Source organism: Kribbella sp. NPDC048915 (assembly GCF_040649595.1).
Classification (GTDB): Bacteria; Actinomycetota; Actinomycetes; order Propionibacteriales; family Kribbellaceae; genus Kribbella.
Genome location: NZ_JBEZFT010000003.1, coordinates 56,665 through 75,837, shown reverse-complemented (window position 1 = coordinate 75,837; position 19,173 = coordinate 56,665). Strand labels below are relative to the sequence as shown.

20 protein-coding genes and 1 riboswitch are annotated in these 19,173 nt (G+C 69.7%); of the genes, 11 read left to right on the top strand and 9 right to left on the bottom strand.

What is annotated here, in order from left to right; all coding sequences use genetic code 11:
- Positions 1–59 precede the first annotated feature (59 nt).
- Positions 60–3,416, top strand: a complete 3,357-nt coding sequence (gene lysX, locus AB0B82_RS02675) for a bifunctional lysylphosphatidylglycerol synthetase/lysine--tRNA ligase LysX (protein ID WP_360161710.1) — start codon at positions 60–62, stop codon at positions 3,414–3,416.
- Positions 3,417–3,469: 53 nt separating this feature from the next.
- Complete coding sequence (locus AB0B82_RS02670) at positions 3,470–4,402, top strand: hypothetical protein (protein WP_360161708.1); 933 nt, start codon at positions 3,470–3,472, stop codon at positions 4,400–4,402.
- Positions 4,403–4,419: 17 nt separating this feature from the next.
- On the opposite strand, the gene AB0B82_RS02665 is transcribed toward AB0B82_RS02670, so the two are convergent.
- A complete protein-coding gene (locus tag AB0B82_RS02665) occupies positions 4,420–5,082 on the bottom strand; it encodes a hypothetical protein (protein WP_360161706.1) in 663 nt (220 codons plus the stop codon).
- A gap of 285 nt (positions 5,083–5,367) precedes the next feature.
- Here AB0B82_RS02665 and AB0B82_RS02660 point away from each other — a divergent pair, with 285 nt between their 5' ends.
- From AB0B82_RS02660 to AB0B82_RS02650, 3 genes are read left to right on the top strand one after another with little or no spacing between them, the layout of a single operon-like run.
- The gene (locus tag AB0B82_RS02660) at positions 5,368–6,171 is read left to right on the top strand and encodes a GAF and ANTAR domain-containing protein (RefSeq protein ID WP_360161704.1); all 804 of its coding nucleotides are present in this window, start codon (positions 5,368–5,370) and stop codon (positions 6,169–6,171) included.
- Positions 6,168–6,872 (top strand): GAF and ANTAR domain-containing protein, encoded by a 705-nt coding sequence (locus tag AB0B82_RS02655; protein ID WP_360161702.1) that lies wholly within the window; start codon positions 6,168–6,170, stop codon positions 6,870–6,872. Before AB0B82_RS02660 ends, AB0B82_RS02655 begins: the two co-directional genes overlap by 4 nt.
- Before the next feature lie 52 nt (positions 6,873–6,924).
- Positions 6,925–7,212, top strand: coding sequence for a hypothetical protein (locus AB0B82_RS02650; protein ID WP_360161700.1), 288 nt, complete (start codon positions 6,925–6,927; stop codon positions 7,210–7,212).
- Here AB0B82_RS02650 and AB0B82_RS02645 read toward each other — a convergent pair.
- The gene (locus AB0B82_RS02645; RefSeq protein WP_360161698.1) at positions 7,193–8,566 is read right to left on the bottom strand and encodes an L-serine ammonia-lyase; all 1,374 of its coding nucleotides are present in this window, start codon (positions 8,564–8,566) and stop codon (positions 7,193–7,195) included. The genes AB0B82_RS02650 and AB0B82_RS02645 overlap by 20 nt on opposite strands.
- Before the next feature lie 78 nt (positions 8,567–8,644).
- A riboswitch (glycine riboswitch) is annotated at positions 8,645–8,750 on the bottom strand.
- Positions 8,748–9,110 (bottom strand): DUF3817 domain-containing protein, encoded by a 363-nt coding sequence (locus tag AB0B82_RS02640; protein WP_360161696.1) that lies wholly within the window; start codon positions 9,108–9,110, stop codon positions 8,748–8,750. (Overlaps the previous riboswitch by 3 nt.)
- A 100-nt stretch (positions 9,111–9,210) precedes the next feature.
- Between AB0B82_RS02640 and AB0B82_RS02635 the strand changes: the two genes are divergently transcribed.
- On the top strand, positions 9,211–9,483 hold the full coding sequence (locus AB0B82_RS02635) for an alpha/beta hydrolase (protein WP_360161694.1): 273 nt from the start codon (positions 9,211–9,213) through the stop codon (positions 9,481–9,483).
- 21 nt (positions 9,484–9,504) lie between these two features.
- Here AB0B82_RS02635 and AB0B82_RS02630 read toward each other — a convergent pair whose 3' ends face one another.
- The 3 genes from AB0B82_RS02630 to AB0B82_RS02620 form a co-directional block, all read right to left on the bottom strand.
- On the bottom strand, positions 9,505–9,732 hold the full coding sequence (locus tag AB0B82_RS02630) for a hypothetical protein (RefSeq protein WP_360161692.1): 228 nt from the start codon (positions 9,730–9,732) through the stop codon (positions 9,505–9,507).
- Positions 9,733–9,920: 188 nt separating this feature from the next.
- Positions 9,921–11,351: an aminopeptidase P family protein gene (locus AB0B82_RS02625; protein ID WP_360161690.1), complete on the bottom strand. Its 1,431-nt coding sequence runs from the start codon at positions 11,349–11,351 to the stop codon at positions 9,921–9,923.
- Positions 11,352–11,438: 87 nt separating this feature from the next.
- Positions 11,439–12,173, bottom strand: a complete 735-nt coding sequence (locus tag AB0B82_RS02620) for a GntR family transcriptional regulator (protein ID WP_360161688.1) — start codon at positions 12,171–12,173, stop codon at positions 11,439–11,441.
- Between the two features lie 91 nt (positions 12,174–12,264).
- Here AB0B82_RS02620 and AB0B82_RS02615 point away from each other — a divergent pair, with 91 nt between their 5' ends.
- Genes AB0B82_RS02615 through AB0B82_RS02605 form a run of 3 tightly spaced genes read left to right on the top strand, consistent with a single transcriptional unit; the run spans position 12,265 to position 14,458 of the window.
- Positions 12,265–13,017 carry a 5-oxoprolinase subunit PxpA gene (locus AB0B82_RS02615; protein ID WP_360161686.1) on the top strand — a complete coding sequence of 251 codons (753 nt, stop codon included), beginning with the start codon at positions 12,265–12,267 and terminating at the stop codon, positions 13,015–13,017.
- Complete coding sequence (locus AB0B82_RS02610; RefSeq protein ID WP_360161684.1) at positions 13,017–13,622, top strand: allophanate hydrolase subunit 1; 606 nt, start codon at positions 13,017–13,019, stop codon at positions 13,620–13,622. The genes AB0B82_RS02615 and AB0B82_RS02610 overlap by 1 nt, the downstream gene beginning before the upstream one ends.
- Positions 13,619–14,458 (top strand): biotin-dependent carboxyltransferase family protein, encoded by an 840-nt coding sequence (locus AB0B82_RS02605; RefSeq protein WP_360161682.1) that lies wholly within the window; start codon positions 13,619–13,621, stop codon positions 14,456–14,458. Before AB0B82_RS02610 ends, AB0B82_RS02605 begins: the two co-directional genes overlap by 4 nt.
- 42 nt (positions 14,459–14,500) lie before the next feature.
- On the opposite strand, the gene AB0B82_RS02600 is transcribed toward AB0B82_RS02605, so the two are convergent.
- Positions 14,501–15,004 (bottom strand): VOC family protein, encoded by a 504-nt coding sequence (locus AB0B82_RS02600; RefSeq protein WP_360161680.1) that lies wholly within the window; start codon positions 15,002–15,004, stop codon positions 14,501–14,503.
- A gap of 179 nt (positions 15,005–15,183) precedes the next feature.
- On the bottom strand, positions 15,184–16,179 hold the full coding sequence (locus AB0B82_RS02595; protein WP_360161678.1) for a GlxA family transcriptional regulator: 996 nt from the start codon (positions 16,177–16,179) through the stop codon (positions 15,184–15,186).
- 35 nt (positions 16,180–16,214) lie between these two features.
- Here AB0B82_RS02595 and AB0B82_RS02590 point away from each other — a divergent pair, with 35 nt between their 5' ends.
- Positions 16,215–16,847 (top strand): HD domain-containing protein, encoded by a 633-nt coding sequence (locus AB0B82_RS02590; RefSeq protein ID WP_360161676.1) that lies wholly within the window; start codon positions 16,215–16,217, stop codon positions 16,845–16,847.
- Positions 16,848–17,158: 311 nt separating this feature from the next.
- Entirely contained in the window at positions 17,159–17,512 is a 354-nt protein-coding gene (locus tag AB0B82_RS02585) for a UBP-type zinc finger domain-containing protein (RefSeq protein ID WP_360161674.1), read from the top strand.
- A gap of 630 nt (positions 17,513–18,142) precedes the next feature.
- Here AB0B82_RS02585 and AB0B82_RS02580 read toward each other — a convergent pair.
- Positions 18,143–19,144, bottom strand: a complete 1,002-nt coding sequence (locus AB0B82_RS02580; RefSeq protein WP_360161672.1) for a proline racemase family protein — start codon at positions 19,142–19,144, stop codon at positions 18,143–18,145.
- Positions 19,145–19,173 lie beyond the last annotated feature (29 nt).

Sequence of the window (19,173 nt, the reverse complement as noted above, 5' to 3'; positions counted from 1 at the left end):
AGTCTCGAGGTAGTGCTAGGTCGACCGAAGTGCCGGTGAATCAGTGGGATGATCGGCTCGTGCGGTCGGAAGAAGTAGCAGTGGTCCCCGCGTGGCAGCAACGAGCCGCGGTCTGGGTGGGCCGCATCGTCGTCCTCGCGGCGGTGTGGTCGTTCATCGCGATTCCGCTGCATCTCGGCGCGCCGGAACTGGTCAAGCACGTCGACTTCGCGTTCGACTTCATCGGCATCCCGGCCGGGCACACGATCTTCTCCGCCGTCTACCTCGCGGTGGTCGGCAGTGCGTTGCTGCGCGGCAAGCGCGCCGCGCTGCTCTGGGTGCTGTGGGTGTTCGAGGCGCTGTGGCTGCTCGCCCAGGTCGCCGGGATCGCGTTCACCAGTGTCCGGCTGGCCAACCCGACCGACGCGGAGTTGCTGCGCGATTTCGGTCCGGCCAGCGTCCAGGACCTGGAGTGGGGCATCGTGCAGGCGGTCGTGGTAGCCGCGATCGTCGTCCTGCTGTGGAAGATCCGGGCTGCGTTCCCGGCCCGCCTGGCGCCCGGCAGCCGGCGGCTCGCGATCGGCGCCCTGGTCTCCGGCATGCTCGTCTCGATCGCGGTCAGCATCACGCTCACCCAGCTCTTCCCGCGCACCCTCGAGGGCCAGCGGCAGAAGATCGGCTGGGCGATCATGGCCGCGCTCGGCCAGTCCCGCAGCAAGCTGGGCGGCAACGAAGGCCACGGCTGGATCGGCCTGACCATCGGCGCGATCTCGGCGGCCTCGCTGGTGATCGCGTTCTGGATCTTCCTCCGCTCGGTCCAGCGGGTCCGGTATCTGACGCAGACCGAGGAACTCGAGGTCCGGCGGCTGCTTCTGCTGCACGGCGAGCGGGACTCCCTCGGGTACTTCGCGACGCGCCGGGACAAGGCCGTCGTGTTCGCGCCCGGCAACGACGCGGCGATCGCCTACCGGGTGGTGAACGGGGTCAGCCTGGCCAGTGGCGATCCACTCGGCGATCCGGTCGCCTGGCCGGCGGCGATCCAGCGCTGGCTCGCCGAGGCGCGCACGTACGGCTGGTCGCCGGCCGTGCTGTCGGCGAGCGAGGAGGCGGCGCAGGCGTATGTCGACGCCGGGCTGCGCGCACTGAAGATGGGTGACGAGGCGATCATCGACGTCGCGGACTTCACCCTCGAGGGCCGGACGATGCGGCCGGTGCGCCAGGCGGTGACGCGGGTGCAGCGTGCCGGGTACCACGCGGAGGTCGTCCGGCACGGAGACCTCTCGCCGGAGGCGCTGGCGCAGTACGTCGAGCTCGCCGAGAAGTGGCGTGGTGCGCGGACCGAACGCGGGTTCTCGATGGCGCTCGGCCGGCTCGGCGACCCGGCCGACGCGCGCTGCGTGATGGTGATCGCGCGGGACTCCGACGGCGAGGTCCGTGGGCTGCTGTCGTTCGCGCCGTGGGGTGTCCGGGGCGTGTCGCTGGACCTGATGCGCCGCGATCCGGATTCGGTGAACGGCCTGATGGAGTTCATGGTGACGTCGCTCGTCGACGCCTGCGGCGATCTCGGCGTCCATCGGATCTCGCTGAACTTCGCCATGTTCCGGGAGATCTTCAGCGACGCCGAGCGGGTCGGTGCCGGTCCGGTGCTGCGGCTGACCAACGCGCTGCTCACGGCGGCGTCGCGCTTCTGGCAGCTGGAGAGTCTGTACCAGTCGAACGAGAAGTACCTGCCGCGCTGGTCGCCGCGACTGATGTGTTACTCGCGCGGAGCCTCGCTGGCCCAGGTCGTGCTCGCGGCCGGTACGGCGGAAGGCTTCCTGCCGGCGCCGCGCCCGTGGACGCGCGTGGACAGTGTCGAGACCGCCGAACGGCACGCGATCATGGCCGCGGACGGCCGCGCCTTCACGACCGCCGTCCGCGAGCAGGAGGACGAGCTGCTGCGACCCGCGCTGCCCGAGCGCAAGCTCACCGAGCAGGAGCGGATCCGCCGGACCAAGCTTGCCGAGCTCGTTGCCGCGGGCCTCGACCCGTACCCGGTCACGGTGCCGCGCACCGAAACGCTCGAGCGGATCCAGGAGCTGTACCCGAACCTGCCGCCGGACCACCACACCGGCCACACGGTCTCGGTGACCGGCCGCGTGCTGCGGATGCGCAACCACGGCGGGCTCGGGTTCGCGCAGCTGCAGGACGGGCTCAGCCAGTTGCAGGTCATGCTGACGGCCGAGTCGTGCGGCGACGTACAGCTCGACCGGTGGCGGCGCCTCGTCGACATCGGCGACCACGTCAGCGTCACCGGCGAGGTCGTCACCAGCCGTCGCGGCGAGCTGTCGATCGCCGCGTCCGACTGGCTGATGGCGGCCAAGTGCCTGCACCCGTTGCCGGACAAGCGCAAGGGCTTCACCGACCCGGAAGCGCGGGTGCGGCAGCGGCACCTCGACCTGGTGATGAACCCGGATTCGCTGCGGATGATGCAGCAGCGCAGTGCCGCCGTACGGGCGTTGCGCAACGGCTTCGAGAGCCGGGGGTTCATCGAGGTGGAGACGCCGATGCTGCAGGCGGTGCACGGCGGCGCGAACGCGCGGCCGTTCGTCACGCACATCAACGCCTACGACACCGAACTGTTCCTGCGGATCGCGCCGGAGCTGTTCCTGAAGCGGCTCAGCGTCGGCGGGATGGGCAAGATCTTCGAGCTGAACCGGAACTTCCGCAACGAGGGCGCGGACGCCACCCACAATCCGGAGTTCACCTCGGTCGAGGCGTACCAGCCGTACGCCGACTACCACGTGATGCGCGAACTCACCCGGGAGCTGCTGATCGAGGCGGCGACCGCGGTGTACGGCAAGCCGATCGTCCGCCGGGACGGCGAGGAGATCGACATCTCCGGTGAGTGGCCGGTCGTCACCGTCCACGAGGCGGTCGGCCGGGCGGCCGGCGCAGCGATCGACGCGGACACACCGATCGAGCGGCTGCGGGAGCTGTGCGCGGAGCACGGCATCCACACGACCTTCGAGCTGACGGCCGGCGAGCTGGTGCTCGAGCTGTACGACGAGCTCGTCGAGCCGACCACCGTGCTGCCGACGTTCTACACCGACTTCCCGCTCGAGACGTCACCGCTGACCCGCAACCACCGCACGGATCCGCGGCTCGCGGAACGCTGGGACCTGGTCGCGTTCGGCGCCGAGATCGGGACGGCGTACTCCGAGCTGGTCGACCCGATCGAGCAGCGCCGGCGACTCACCGAACAGTCGCTGAAGGCGGCCGCCGGTGACCCCGAGGCGATGTCGCTCGACGAGGACTTCCTGTCCGCGCTCGAGTACGCGATACCACCGACCGGCGGTCTCGGCATCGGCGTCGACCGGGTGATGATGATGCTCACCGGCCAGAACATCCGCAGCACGCTGGCGTTTCCGTTCGTCCGTCCCGCACCACGGGATTGATGCCTTACGCTGGACAGCTCACAGGTTGGGGAGCTTGTTGTGTGGGGTGGGGGATGAAGCGCTGGGTTGCGCGCTGTCTGGTGATCTGTGTCGGGGTGGTGGGTCCGCTCGCGGGCTGTGGCGAGCAGCCGGACGCCACGCCGGGCCCGGTCACGTCGACGTCCGGTAGTGCGGTGCCGGCGGCCGCGTCGTCGGTTCCGACCGCAACACAGTTGAGTGCGGCGGCGTACCAAGCGGAGCTGACGCGGATCGATCAGGTGCTGGCCGGACCGGCGCGGGCGCTGACCCGGGTCCGGACGGCCGAGGCGTTGAGCGAAGCGATGACGACGCTCTCGCAGACTTTCAACACGATCGGGGTGCGGCTGGGCGCGATCACGGTGGCACCTCAGCTCAGTACCGCGCACGCAGCCTTGCGGGAACGCGTTGGGGTGGCGGCCATGCGGTTGGCCGGCTCGGCGTCGAAGACCGAGGAGGACGCTCGGTGCGGCGGTGCGGCGTACACCTCGCAGAAGGTCCAGTGGCAACTGCGCTCCGATCTCAGTACTGCGCTTGCGCAGCTGCGGACCCTCAAACTGAGCTTCGGTACGACGCTGCCCGCCCCGGGGTCGGCGGCCTCGCCGGAGCGACCGGACAACGGCGAGGTGCTGGTACGGCGCGGCGCGAACGGCATGGGGCGACTCAAGATCACCAACGGCACGGTGCAGGACGTCGCGGTCTCGGTCGTCACGCCCGGACGGTCACCGCACGCCCCGCAACTGATGGTCTACCTGCGCGCCGGCGGCTCGACCACGGTGAATCGGATCGCCGGCGCGTACCACCTCTACTTCAAGAGCGGCACCGACTGGGACGCGGCGGACCGAAAGTTCCGCGCGGACTGCTCGTTCAAGAAGTTCGACCAAACCTTCGGCAAGACCCAGTCCTGGCAGATCAACCTCCAACCCCGCCCCGACGGCAACGCGCCCACCACCGAAGTAGAGGCCTACTGAGCCACTGGCTGGGCGGTTCAGAGGCCGAGGGTGTCGAGGAGGTGGCCGAGGAGGCTGCCGAGGAGGCCGGGGTGCTCGGGATCGTCGGGCTGGTCCGGCTCGTCGGGGTCGTCCGGGGTGGTCGGCGGCTCGGTGGGGGTGGTGGTGCTGGGCGGCGACGTCGGCTTGGTCGTCGGGTCGGTGGGGCGCGTGGTCGGATCGGTCGGCCCGGTGGTCGGGTCCGTGGGGCCTGACGTCGGGCGGGTCGGCGGGACCTTGGTCGGGACCGGGATGGTCGGCCCGATGGTCTCCACGATCTGTGGGGTCGGCGTCCCCGAGGCGGTCTTCGGGTAGGGCGTGGTGAGTCCGACCGGGACCCGCGTCTCACCCGGCGTCGTTGCTGTCGGCAACGGCGTGACCAAGGCGCTCGGCGTCGCGCCCGGGCTGACGACCGGGGTCGAGGCGCTGGTCCGGGGCGGGAGTACCGCGACGCTCTGGGTCGGCTCACCGGGCTGCGGCCCGGCGGTCGGGGCGGCCGGGTCGGGTCCGCCACCGGGCAGCGGCAGGAAGCCGGCGCCGATTCGTGGCCCACCGAGCAGGGCCACGAAGAACAACACGGTGTAGCCGAGCAGCAACAGTCCTGCGCCGGCGGCGACCTGGCGTCGGCGCCGCGGGTTCTGCCAGGGCGGGCGGGGATTCACAAGTCCCGGAGGGTATCGGTTTCCGGGGCGTTTCAAACACCCCTTGGAACAAATTCAACCCAAGAACTGAACATTTCAGTAATTGCCCACCATTTACGCGTCCGTAGGAATGCAATCCGTTAGCTGACAACGCAGCCGACGTCCGGTGGCAGGGACCGTGGTCAGTCACTTCCGCTGCGCTAAGGTGAGGCGAAACACGATGTTCAGTGCTCGGCGCGGAGCTCATGGTCGGGGTGCCGCGAGCGCCGGATGTCACGGTCTCCGGCAGAGCTGACGAGGGAACAGATGGCCGCACCGGACAAGGCAAGTCTGCTGGCGAGGCTCGCCCGAGCGATCGCCGCGACCGACGGAGAGCCGGTGGAGGCGCGGCTGTGCCAGATGTATCTGCAGGTCTTGGGCGCTGACGGTGTCTCGCTGAGCCTGTCGACGACCCGGCCGGAGCGGATGCTGCTGTGCAGCACCGACGCGGCGGCCACCCGGCTGGAGGAGCTGCAGGAGGTCCTGGGCGAGGGCCCCAGCCTGCAGGCGTATCGCTCCGGCCGTATCGTGAGACTCGATCTACGCTCGCGGCTGGACGGCTGGTCGTCGTTCGCCATGGCAGCGCTGGAAGCGGTCGGTGAAATGGTGATCGATGCGGTACCCATCCAGCCCGGCGGCGAGATTGTCGGCGTACTGACCGCCCACCGAGCCGATGCCGCCGCGCCCGATCCGGAGACGGCGCAATTCCTCGCCGATGCGATCGGTACGACGTTGTTGCGGGTGCCGGCCGGATACTTCGATGACGCCGACGGCGCGGACTGGGCGGAACGAGCGGTCATCCACCAGGCGACCGGCATGGTGGTCGTCCAGCTGCGAGTCAGCCCGGAGGATGCCGCCGCGTTGCTCCGCGCCCACGCGTTCGCGCACAACAGGAGGCTCAGTCAAGTCGCCCAGGGGGTCGTGGACCGTAGGCTGCGGTTCGCCGACCCCGACACCTCGGTCCGGCCCGATACCGGCCCCGACGGTGACAGGCGCAGTGACAGCGACAGTGGCACCGACAGTGGCACCGACAGTGGCACCGACACCGATGGGGGAAGTCACACCTCATGAACGCAGCGGATGCTTCCCAAGCCTTCGTCAACGCCGCCGCGGCCATGGTCGGCCCGTCCGACGTGGTCGGCACCCTGACCGGGCTCCTCGACGACTGCGGCTCGCTCACCGGAGCGTCCGCCCTCGGTGTCCTGGTCCGCGACCCGAACGGTGGGCTCGAACTGCTCGCCGCGACATCCCATGCCACCGCCGAACTCGAGCTCTACCAGATCCAGCGCGACTCCGGCCCCTGCATCGAGACCGTCGACACCGGACATCCGATCCACGTCACCGGCCGGGCCGAGATCGAAGAGCGCTGGGGTGACGTCGGGCGCGCCATCACCGCGGCCGGGTACGTCCAGGTGAACACCCGGCCGTTGCACTGGCACAGCGAAGTGATCGGCGCGATGAACGCCTTCCACCGCGCCGACGAGCCGCTCGACGCCGATGCGCTGAGGCTGTCGCAGGCGTTCGCGGACATGGCCACCACGGCGATCGTCCAGGCTGGCGACCTCGCCCCTGCCGACGTCGCCGCCCGAATCGCGAAGGCTCTGCAGAGCAGGATCGTGATCGAGCAGGCCAAAGGCGCGCTGGCCGAGGAGTACGGCATCGACATGGCCGAGGCCTACCAACGGCTCGTCCGGGTCTCCCGCGACCACACCGACGAGACCCTGACCGAGACCGCCGCCCGGATCCTCCGCGAGGCGCAGGTCAGCAGCTGACAACGCGCCGAGCCGCCCGGCGCGCGGCGCCCTCGTCTGTCAGCCTGCTCTCATGACGCTCGTCCTGCTGCAGGCCGACGGACGGTGGCGGCTTGCGATGGATCTGGCGACGTTCGGTGTCGGTGCTCCGGACATGCAGCGCCTCGTTGCCGGCAGTCAGGCCGAGGTCGTCCTGGCGCGCGGCGAGCACGACCTGATGAACTCCGACGCCCAGTTGCGCGCCCTGCACGACCAGGCGGTCACGCTGCCCGGCCTCGGCCACAACGCACAGGTCGAGGACCCGGCCGCAGTTCGCCGCGCTGCTCGAGGCTCGGTGAGCGTCAGCACTCGATCACGTTGACGGCGAGGCCGCCGCGGGACGTCTCCTTGTACTTGATCTTCATGTCGGCGCCGGTCTCGCGCATGGTCTTGATGACCTTGTCGAGCGTGACGACGTGCACGCCGTCGCCGTGCATCGCCATCCGGGCCGCGTTGATCGCCTTCACCGACGCCATCGCGTTCCGCTCGATGCACGGGATCTGCACCAGGCCGCCGACCGGGTCGCAGGTCAGGCCGAGGTTGTGCTCCATCGCGATTTCGGCCGCGTTTTCCACCTGCTCCGGCGTACCGCCGAGGACCTCGCACAATCCGGCGGCAGCCATCGAGCACGCGGACCCGACCTCGCCCTGGCAGCCGACCTCGGCGCCGGAGATCGACGCGTTCTCCTTGTACAGCACGCCGATCGCACCGGCCGCCAGCAGGAACCGGACCGCGCCGTCCTCGGTCGATCCGGGGACGAAGCGCCGGTAGTAATGCAGTACGGCGGGGATGATGCCCGCGGCACCGTTCGTCGGCGCGGTGACGATCCGCCCGCCGGACGCGTTCTGCTCGTTGACGGCGAGCGCGAACAGGTTCACCCAGTCCATCACCTTGAGCGGATCGACCGACCACGGGTCCTGGCTGAGCTTCTGGTGCAGGGCATGCGCCCGGCGCGGCACCTTCAGTCCGCCGGGCAGGATGCCTTCGGTCTCGCAGCCCTCGCGGACGCAGTCCTGCATCACCTGCCAGATGTGCAGCAGGCCGGCGCGGACCTCGTCCTCGGTACGCCAGGCCAGCTCGTTCGCGAGCATCACCTCGCTGATCGACAGTTGCGACTCGCGGCACCGGTCGAGCAGCTCGGCGCCGGTCGTGAACGGGTACTTCAGCGGTGTCGTGTCCGGCACGATCCGGTCCCCCGCCGCGGCCTCCTCGTCGACCACGAACCCGCCGCCGACCGAGTAGTACGTGCGCTCCCGCAGTACCGTGCCGGCCGCGTCGCGGGCGACGAAGATCATCCCGTTCGGGTGGTACGGGAGCGCCTTGCGGCGGTGCATGAGCAGATCGGTGTTCTCGTCGAACGCGATCTCGTGCCGGCCGGCCAGCTGGATCCGGCCGCGCTCGCGGATCGTCTCGACGCGGGCGTCGACGGCGTGCGTGACGACGGTCTCGGGGTCCTCGCCCTCGAGGCCGAGCAGGACGGCCTTGTTGCTGCCGTGCCCGTGCCCGGTCGCGCCGAGCGAGCCGAACAGCTGGGCCTCGACCCGCGCCGTCGCGGCCAGCAGGCCGTCGGCGGCGAGCCCGAGCGCGAAGGTCCGGGCCGCCCGCATCGGTCCCACCGTGTGGGAGCTCGACGGGCCGATCCCGATACTGAACAGATCGAAGACGCTGATCGCCATCGTGTGGAGGTTCCTTCCGGTCGACGTTGACCGTTGGTGTCCTCCCCGCTCTGTCGGGCGGACGCCCTCCAGAGGTGCCTCGCCCGTGCGGTGAAGGTGCCTGAGAGATTCTTGGGGAGAGTTGCTCCTACGGCGCCCGGTTCCGGCGGTTACGCCGTAGCCGGGACTCTCCCGCACGGGTTCATGCGGCGGTGTTTGCTGATGTTGTGGACGGTACGGCGGCCTCCCGGCTCGCGTCAATCCGGCCGTCCACGCGGCCGGTACGGACCGCCCAGATCTCGAAGAACCAGGTGCACAGCGGCGGGACACTGGCCGCCAGCGCCGCCAGCGTGACCGGCCAGGACCAGCGCAGCGGGCCGCGGACGGCGAGCACGGTGATCCCGTACGCGACGAAGATCCCGCCGTGGATCGGCCCGAAGATGTGCACGCCGACCTCGTTCCCGGTCAGTGCGTACTTGAACAGCATCCCGATCAGCAGTCCGGTCCACGAGATCGCCTCGGCGATCGCCACCACCCGGAACACCGCCGCATGTTTGGTAGTCATCAACGGCCGACCCTAACAACATCCCCCAGCCGGGGTCCGGGGTGCCGTGGGGGCGGTTCCCCGATGCGGCGCAGCAAACGATTACCGAAGGATCGGCGGTATGACGCTTCTTCGACGCACTCCACGCTCCGCGGCTGCCGTCTTCACCGGCGCCGTACTGCTCGGCGTCGCCGACCCGGCCACCGGCTACACCTGGGCCCGCAGCGTGGAGCGGCAGCTCGGACGGTACGGCGTACTGCTCACGTACCAAGGCTGGGGACACGGGAGCTACGGGAAGAGCCCGTGCATGCAGCGCACGATCGACAACTACCTGATTGCGCGTGACGTAGCGAGGCGCGGCAGCAACTGCCCCGCCGTACCGCCGGCAGCCTAGTACGTCGGACCGGCTCGTGGATCAGACCGGGACGCCGGTCACTTCGAGGACGCGGTCCAGGTGGTCGCCGCGGACCAGGCGGTTCCGCATCAGCCGGAGCTCGGCGCAGGCGCTCTCCAGGGCCTGCGCCTGGGTCCGGCAGTTGTCGACGTACCAGAACGGGTCGTCCGGCTGCGGATCGTCGGCGTCGTCGATGTCGGCGTACCAGTGCTGGCGGCCGCAGTTCACTACTCGCACTCGCAGGTTCATGATGACTACTCCCCGTGCCCAGAATCCTGGGTCCCCCTCGGCCCCAGTTCAGGGCCGACCCGGCCGGCGCATGGTCGAGGCCCCCCACTCCCACGCGCCCGGCCGAGCTCGGCCCTCCCCCGACTACTACATCGCGCCGGGCCGGAGAACGTTACTGTTCGTGACCGGTAATTTTGATTACCTGGATTTCAGCGGGCCTCGAGGTGCGATCGGGTCCACTGCTCGAGACCGTCGGTGGTGATCGGCAGGTCCTCGGTGAGGATCTCCAGCCGGTCGGAGTGGACCACCACGTTGTCCTCGATCCGGATGCCGATCCCGCGCAACTCAGGCGGGACGGTCTCGTCGTGCGGGTGGAAGTAGAGCCCCGGCTCGACCGCGAGCGCCATCCCGGCCTCGATGGTGCCGGCGAAGTACGCCTCCGGGCGCGACGCGTCGCAGTCGTGCACGTCGAGACCGATGTAGTGACCGGTCCCGCAGACGATGTACCGGCGGTGCTGCTGCCCGTCGGGCCCGAGCAGCTCGTCGAGCGAGACGTCCAGCAGACCCCAGTCGCGCAGCCCTTCGGCCAGGACCCGCAGCGCCTCGTACTGGAAGGCGCGGTACGGCGCTCCGACCCGGACCGCGTCGAGGGACGCCAGCTGCGCCTTGTGCACCAGGTCGTGCACCTGGCGCTGCGCCGCCGTGTACTCACCGGTGGCCGGGAAGGTCCGGGTGACGTCCGCGGTGTAGAGCGTGCGGGTCTCCACGCCGGCGTCCAGCAGGATCACGTCACCCTCGTTGACCGGGCCGTCGTTGCGGACCCAGTGCAGCACCGGCGCGTGCTTGCCGGCCGCAACGATCGACGCGTAGCCGACACCGTTGCCCGCCGTCCGTGCGCGCCGGTCGAAGGTGCCCTGCAGCCAGCGTTCGCCGCCACCGCGGATCGCCTCGGGCAGCTCCCGCGCCACGTCGCCGAATGCGAGCACGCTCGCCGCGACCGCTTCCCGCAGCTGGTCGAGCTCCCAGTCGTCCTTGATCCGGCGCAGCTCGGCGATGGTCTGCCGCAGCGCGTTGCCGTCGGTGGGCGACGTCCGGACCAGGGCGTCCAGCATCGGCTCGACCCCCGGCACCGACAGCATGAACGGGACCGCGCCACGGACGGCCGCCGGCAATTCCTCGATCGGACGGCAGGCGATCTGCAGTGCCTCGGACCAATCCTTCAGCCCCGGCACCGGGCCGATCCACAGCTCGCCGTCGCGGGCGTTGGCGAAGAAGTCCGCCTCGTCCGGCCCGGCCGCCTCGCGCAGGTACAGCGTCGCGTCGCCGTCGGCGGAGATGACCAGGACGGCCCCCTCGGCCTGGCAGCCGGTCAGCCAGACGAAGTCGCTGTCCGCGCGGAACTGGTAGTCGGTGTCGTTGGAGCGGACCGGCGCCCGGCCCGCGCCGAGTGCGATCCGGCGACCGGGCAGCGCGGCGACCAGCTTGCGCCGGTGCGCCGCGGCGGCCTCGGCGAGGCCGGCCGGCACCGCAACCGAGCGGTCGACCGGGCCCCAGCCCTGCGCGATGAACTCCCGGAACCCTTTCGCGTCGATGGGGCGGTAGGACTTCGGCGTCTGGTCGGTCCGGGCGTCGTCTGTCATGAGCTGAGATCCCCTTTGCAACTGTCGATGGCCACCATCAACTCAGGTACGCCCGGCGCGGCGCAAGCACTTATCCGCAGCTGCCGGTCATCCGCGAAGGCCCTTGTCCCGAAAGGCGGTCAGCAGGCCGGCCTCGGAGTCGAGCAGGTACTGGTGCAAGTCGGCGGCAGCCTGTTCGTATTTGCGGGCCTCGATCAGCTCGAACAACCCGCGATTCCGCTCGATGTACGGCTCGTGCAGCTCACGCGGTGTGGCGATCACATGGAACAGCAGCCGCAGCTCGGCGAGCAGGCGGCTGGTGATGGCGTTCATCCGGTCGCTGTCCGCGAGCTCGATCAGGTGCTGGTGGAAGCGCATGTTCGCCGTACCGACGGCAGGCCAGCGGTCCGCGTTCGCCGCCGCCTCGGCCGCCTCGACGTCGTCGTGCAGCGGCTCGAGCCGCTCGGCGGGCAGCTCCGGATCGCGCTCGGCCAGGCCGCGGATGACGTCCACCTCGAGCACGCGGCGCAGCCGGTACAGATCGACGACGTCGTGCTCGTCGAGCTCCGGGACGAAGACGCCGCGGTGCAACTTGTAGACCAGCAGCCCTTCGTGGGTCAGCAGGCGGAAGGCCTCGCGCAGGGTGTTCCGGCTGACCTCGAGCACCTCGGTCAGCTCGATCTCGGACAGCTGGGCGCCGGGCGGCAGCGCACCTTCGGTAATACTGCGTCGCAGGACGTCCGCGGCCCGCTCCGCCGAGCTGCTCCGATCCAGGCGCGCGACATCGGCAGCGACGGTCCGCAACCACGCTTGCCGGCCGGTCTCATCCCCACCCGTGCTCATCTGTGCATCATCCCAGGTGGCGGCGAAAAGTGGAACAAGGGTCTTGCAGGATTGTTCAACAATCCCTACGCTCGGGGCCAGGAGGTGGCACATGGACCTCAACGCGGACATGGGTGAAGGCTTCGGCCCCTGGTCGATGGGCGACGACCTGGCGCTGCTCGACGTCGTGACGAGTGCGAACGTGGCCTGCGGGTTCCACGCCGGCGACCCGTCGATCATGCGCCGGGTGACGGCCGAGGCGGTCGAGCGTGGCGTCGCGATCGGCGCACACGTCGGGTACGACGACAAGGCCGGGTTCGGCCGTCGGCACGTCGACATCGAGCCGAGCGCACTGCGCGACGAGGTGCTGTACCAGCTCGGCGCGCTGGACGCGTTCGCGCGGATCGCCGGTGACCGGGTCCGGTACGTGAAGCCGCACGGCGCGCTGTACAACACCATCGGCCACCACGTGGAGCAGGCGAGCGCAGTGGTCGCGGCGGTCGCGGAGTACGACCCGAAGCTTCCGGTCCTCGGACTTCCCGGGTCGGTCTGGCTGCAGCTTGCCCGCGAAGCCGGTCTGACCGCAGTTCATGAGGCCTTCGCGGACCGGGCATACACGCCCGAGGGCACGCTGGTGTCGCGGCGCGAGGCCGGTTCGGTGCTACGAGACGCCGAGGAGATCGCCGCGCGCTGCATGGCGATGGCGACCGGGCAACCGATCCAGGACCAAGCGGGTGGTTCGCTCGTCGTCGAGGCCTCCTCGATCTGCGTACACGGCGACACCCCGGGCGCTGTCCAGATCGCTCGGCACGTGCGGGGCGCGCTGGAGGGAGCGGGCGTGACGCTGCGCCCGTTCAGCCACTGATGCGCATCCTGCCGGCGGGCGACCGGGCCCTGCTGGTCGAGCTCGCCGATCTCGACGAGGTCCTCGGGTACTACGCGGCCCTGATCGCGGATCCGCCGGCCGAGGTCGTGGACGTCGTCCCGGCTGCGCGGACCGTACTGATCACCACCTCGGGCAGCCTCGAGCAGCTCACCCGCGCCCTCCGCGCCGTGTCCCCGGCCGCCGGCTCGCGGGTCCCGACCGACCTGGTCGAGATCCCGGTCCGGTACGACGGCGAGGACCTGGCGGACGTCGCGGAACTGCTCGGCTGTACGTCGGACGAGGTGGTCGCGCGGCACACCGGCGACGAATGGATCGTGGCGTTCTGCGGATTCGCCCCGGGCTTCGGGTACCTGACGTCGCCCGGCAGCTGGGACATCCCGCGGCGGGAATCGCCCCGCACGAAGGTGCCGCGGGGTGCCGTCGGGCTGGCCGGTGAGTTCAGCGGCGTGTACCCGCGCGAGTCGCCGGGCGGTTGGCAGTTGATCGGCCGGACCTCCGTGCAGGTCTTCGACTCCGGACGCGAGCAGTCCACGCTGCTGCATCCGGGGCGCCGGGTCCGGTTCGTCGACGTGGGTCGTGGATGAGCAGCCTGACCGTTCTCGAAACAGGGCCGTTGGCAACGATCCAGGACCGCGGGCGGATCGGTCAGGCGGCCCTCGGCGTGCCCTCGTCCGGTGCTTGTGACCGGTCCGCGTATGCGCTGTCCAACCGGTTGGTCGGTAATCCGGTGGGCGCGGCGGCGATCGAGGTGACGTTCGGCGGGCTGGCGATTCACGCGGACACCGATCTGGTTGTCGCGATCACCGGGGCGCCGTGCACCGGCGTACCGCTGAACGCCCCGGCCACGTTGCGCGCGGGGCAGGTGCTTCGGCTCGGGGCACCAGCGAGTGGTCTTCGTACGTACGTGGCCGTTCGCGGCGGGATCGACGTACCTGAGGAACTCGGGTCACGGTCCACCGACCTGCTGTCCGGGTTGGGACCGGCGCCGCTCGAGGCTGATCAGACGCTGCCGGTCGGGTCGGCTGTGCTACCCATGCCTGGCGTGGATCTGGCGCCGGTCGCGCATCCGCCAGCCGGCGACGTCGTACTGCGAGTTACGCCTGGACCGCGGCGAGACTGGTTCACGGACGCGGGATGGGCGGCGCTCGTGTCGCAGCGGTATGTGGTGAGCAGCAACAGCAACCGCGTCGGCGTACGGCTCGACGGGGCGCCGTTGGAACGGGCTCGCACCGGAGAACTGGCCAGCGAGGGGATGGCGCGCGGGGCGATCCAGATCCCCCCGTCCGGGACACCGGTGATCTTCCTTGCCGACCACCCCGTGACAGGTGGGTATCCGGTGGTCGCCTACGTATCCGAAGCCGACCTGGACGCGTGCGCCCAGCTCCGCCCCGGCCAACCAGTCCGCCTGACCACCCGGTGACGTTTGCCCGAGCCTGCTGATTATGGCCTTTGATGCGGACTGTCAACTGGTGACGCGGCGGCGCATTTCCTGGGCGAATGTTTCCTGGGCGATACGCATGGTTTCGAGTTCTTTCGGGTCCGTGAACCGCTCGCGCGCCGTGGCCTCGTCGACATCCTCGACATGTGTCTGCAGCCACCAGATGTTGCCCACCGGGTCCTTCACCCGGCCGCCACGATCGCCGGTGATCCCCGACGACATCGGCTCCGTCACCACCGTCGCGCCGGCATCGAGAGCACGCTGGTAGATCCGCTCGACGTCATCGACGTACACACTCAGGAAGCTCGGCGTCTCCGGCCACTCCGGCGCCGCGTCGAACGCCATCAGCACCGATTCCCCGACCGTGATCTCCGCGTGCCCGACCGTCCCGTCCTGATTCAGGAACCGTCCACTCGTCGTCACCTCGAACGTCCGCTCCACAAACGCGAGAAAGCGATCCGCCCCCTTCACCACGACGTACGGGGTGACCGTCGACTTACCACCAGGAATCCGCTGCGCTGTCGTCATAGTTCGAGTCTGGCCGCAGTAGCGGTCGGTTTCTGTCCTCTTCTTCACCGGATCACGCAGGTTTCAACGCATCGCGTGGCCGCGGCAGATCATGCAGTGCCAGCGGTTTACGCGGTCTCGGCGGTTTACGCGGTCTCGGCGGTTTACGCGGTCTCGGCGGTTTACGCGGTCTCGGCGGTTTACGCGGTCGTCCGGAAGCGCCGGCGGTACTCGGTCGGCGTCGTCCCGAGGTGCCGCGCGAACGCTCGCCGCAACGTCTCGTCACTGCCGAGCCCGCTCAGCCGCGCCGTCGTCGTGATGCTGTGCCCGTCGAGCAGGAGTTGCTGCGCACGGTCCAGCCGCACGCGTTCGACCCACCGGCTCGGGGTCGTCTTGAACTCACTGTGGAACACCCGCGTCAGATGCCGCGGGCTCATCGCGGCCGCAGCAGCAAGGTTCGTCAGGCTGTGGTCCCCCGCCGGGTCGGCCAGGACGGTGTCCGTGATCGCCTTGAGCGTTTCGGTCCGCGGCGGCGGAGTCGCCATCGCGGTCGAGAACTGCGACTGACCACCCGGCCGCTGCATGAACACCACCAACTCTCGCGCCACAGCCCGGGCCGTCTCGACGCCATGATCCGCTTCGACCAACGCGAGCGTCAGATCGATGCCGGCACTGATCCCGGCAGACGTCAGGTAGCGCCCGTCGGTGACATGCAACGCGTCCGGTACGACGTCCACCTTGGGGTACTGCCGCGCCAACGCCGCCGCATGCCGCCAATGCGTCGTCGCTCGCCGCCCGTCCAGGAAGCCGAGTGCCGCCAGCACGAACGCCCCACTGCACACCGACGCCACACACCCAGCCCGGTCCGCGAGTGCTGCCGTCACCGAGAGCACCTCGCCCGGCACCCCACCGACGAGGTGATCGGCACCAGCCACGATCACCGTGTCCACTTCGGCGATGTCCTCGGGTCTGCGCGTTCCTCCCAACACCAGTCCGGACGCCGCGGTGACCTGCCCGCCGTCCGCACTGACCAGCGTGGTCTCGTACCGCGGCGCATCGCCTACCACGTTCGCCTGGTGGAGCACCTCGAGTGGGCCGGTCACGTCGAGGAGCGTCACACCGTCGTACACGACGAACCCGATCCGCCGTGCCCGAACCTGTGTCCGAATCTGTGGTTCACGTGGCAATCTGGACATGGCGCCAGCGTATCCGGCGACGCGACGCTGGAGCCATGACCGAATCCATCGCCGGCATCCGGATCCCCGACAGCGCCCTCGCCCGGGAAGCCACCGAAGTCGTCCGGGACGCCGCCTCACCCCTGCTGTTCGACCACTCCCGCCGCGTCTTCCTCTTCGGCGCACTGCGCGGCCGCGACCTCACCTACGACGCCGAACTCCTTTACATCGGCGCGATGTTCCACGACCTCGGCCTCACCGAGCGCTACCGCCGTACCGACCAACGCTTCGAACTCGACGGCGCCGACGAGGCCCGCCGTTTCCTGCACAACCACGGCATCACCGGCGACGCCGCCGACCGCGTCTGGACCGCGATCGCCCTGCACACCACTCCGGAGATCCCGCTGCACATGTCCCCCGAAGTCGCCCTCGTCACCCGCGGCGTCGAACTCGACGTCCTCGGCATCGGGTACGACGCGATCACCGCCACCGAACGCACCGCCGTCACCACCGCCCACCCCCGCCCCGACTTCAAGACCCGCATCCTCGCCGCCTTCACCGAAGGCCTCGTAGCCCGCCCCGCCACCACCTTCGGCAACGTCAAAGCCGACGTCCTCCAGCACCACGACCCCACCTTCCACCCCACCAACTTCGTAGAGGTCGTCAAGAACTCCCCCTGGCCGGAGTAACCGCCACACCACAGCGGGTCTTCACCGCCGGCCCCAGGTGGAATTGTGGTTTCAGCAGGCGAACGCCGCGATCGCCGCAGGACGCCGCACGTCTGGGCTCGGGCGATCGGCCGCCGTGTGAACCTGGTGCCGTCGGCAGGCCCAATGCCGCAGGCCGCCGGATCACCTGGCATCCAGCGGCCCGTCGCTGGGTGGACTGGAGATGGCAGCGAGCCGATGCGGGCGGATCGCCGTACCGCTGAGTGTTGGCGACCGGGCGTGGGTGGAACGGGTGTTGTGGGTGGGGCGTGGGCGGGTCGAGGATGTGGGGTATGACGGAGAGCTCCGGAACACCTGGCATCGACCCCTCAGTTCCTCCCAGCGGCACCGGATGTGCGGAGTGCCTGGAGCTCGGCGGATGGTGGTTCCACCTCCGGCGCTGCGCACAGTGCGGGCACGTCGGATGCTGCGACTCCTCCCCCGCCCAGCACGCATCCGCCCACGCCGCCGAAACCGGCCACCAGATCGTCCGCAGCTTCGAACCGGGCGAGGACTGGTTCTGGCACTACGGCGAATCCCAGTACTACGACGGCCCCGACCTCGCCCCACCCGCCTCGCACCCCGAAACCCAACCGGTCCCCGGCGGCAAAGTCCCCGAAAACTGGCAATCCCAACTCCACCGCTAACTCCCCCGCCCCGCAGCGCCACCTGTCGGGGGCGTGAACAGGAAGGGGTGGGCGTGCACCCGTTATTACCTGTTCAAGCCCACCATTTCCCGGGACATGACCGGTCGGGTTCCTGCGACATCACCTGTCGGGTTCCTGGGACATGACCTGTCGGGCTACCCCGGTGCTGGCCGCTCCCGCGGGTTCAGCGGCAGGCGTCGGCGTACGCCGCGTCCCATGCCGAGGTCGCGCGCGGGCAGCGGCAGAAGCGCGGCAGTCGCGAACGCGCTGTCACAAACCCGCGCCTGATGCACGGTGCGACCATCGGAGCCACCCGTCGGGGGTGTGAACAAGAACCGGTGGCGGTGCACCTGTCATTACCTGTTCAACCCCACCGGTGCCTGTGCACACCCCCGAGAAGTGCTCACCTCCGCCGGGCCGCGTGCGGTGTACAGGCGAAGGTCCTCCCGCGCGGCAGTACCTGCGCGGGGCGGGTTGTGCGCGCGCTCGTTGGCGCGGGCAAACGCCGGGCAACGGTGGGGTTGAACAGGCAATAACCTGTTCAACCCCACCGCTGCTTGTGCACACGCACCAGAACTGGCCCCCTTCGCGCCGGCCGCTGGCTACGCGTGGCTCCGCGAGGGGGTGGAGTTAGAGGACGAAGCCGGTGGGGAAGGGGTCGTCGGGGTCGAGGAGGTAGTTGGCGGTGCCGGTGATCCAGGCTCGGCCGGTGACGGTAGGGATGACGGCGGGGTGCGGACCTACGGTGGTTTCCTCGATCAGGCGGCCGGTGAAGCGGGTGCCGATGAAGGATTCGTTGACGAAGTCGGTGTTGAGCGCGAGTTCGCCGCGGGCGTGAAGTTGTGCCATCCGGGCCGACGTACCGGTGCCGCAGGGGGAACGGTCGAACCAGCCGGGGTGGATGGCCATCGCGTTGCGCGAGTCGGCGCCGTCTGTACCCGGTGCGGTGAACTGGACGTGCTTGCACCCGTTGATGCCCGGGTCGAGTGGGTGCACCGGGCGGTCGGTGGCGTTGATGGCGTCCATGATGTCGAGCCCGGCCTTGAGGATGCGGTCCTTCTCCGCGCGGTCGAACGGGATGCCGAGCTGGTCGAGCGGCAGGATCGCGTAGTAGTTCCCGCCGTACGCCAGGTCGTAGGTGACCTTGCCCAGTCCCGGTACGTCAACCGTGGCGTCCAGGGCATGGGAGTACGACGCGACGTTCCGCAACGTCACGTGCTCGGCGCGACCGTTGCTCACGGCAACGTCGACGACGACCAGGCCGGCCGGGGTGTCGAGCCGGACCACCGTGTGTGGCTCGGTCACCTCGACCATGCCGGACTCGACCAGCACCGTGGCGACGCCGATCGTCCCGTGACCGCACATCGGCAGGCAGCCGGAAACCTCGATGTACAGCACGCCCCAGTCCGCGTCCGAGCGGGTCGGCGGCTGCAGGATCGCGCCGCTCATCGCGGCGTGACCGCGTGGCTCGTTCATCAGGAACAGCCGCAGGTCGTCCAGGTGCTTCATGAAGTACTCGCGGCGCTCCGCCATCGTTGCGCCCGGGACCACGCCGACCCCGCCGGTGACGACGCGGGTCGGCATCCCCTCGGTGTGCGAGTCGATGGCGCTGATCGTGCGTACTGATCTCATCCGCGCCCCAGCTCCTGCCTCACCATGAG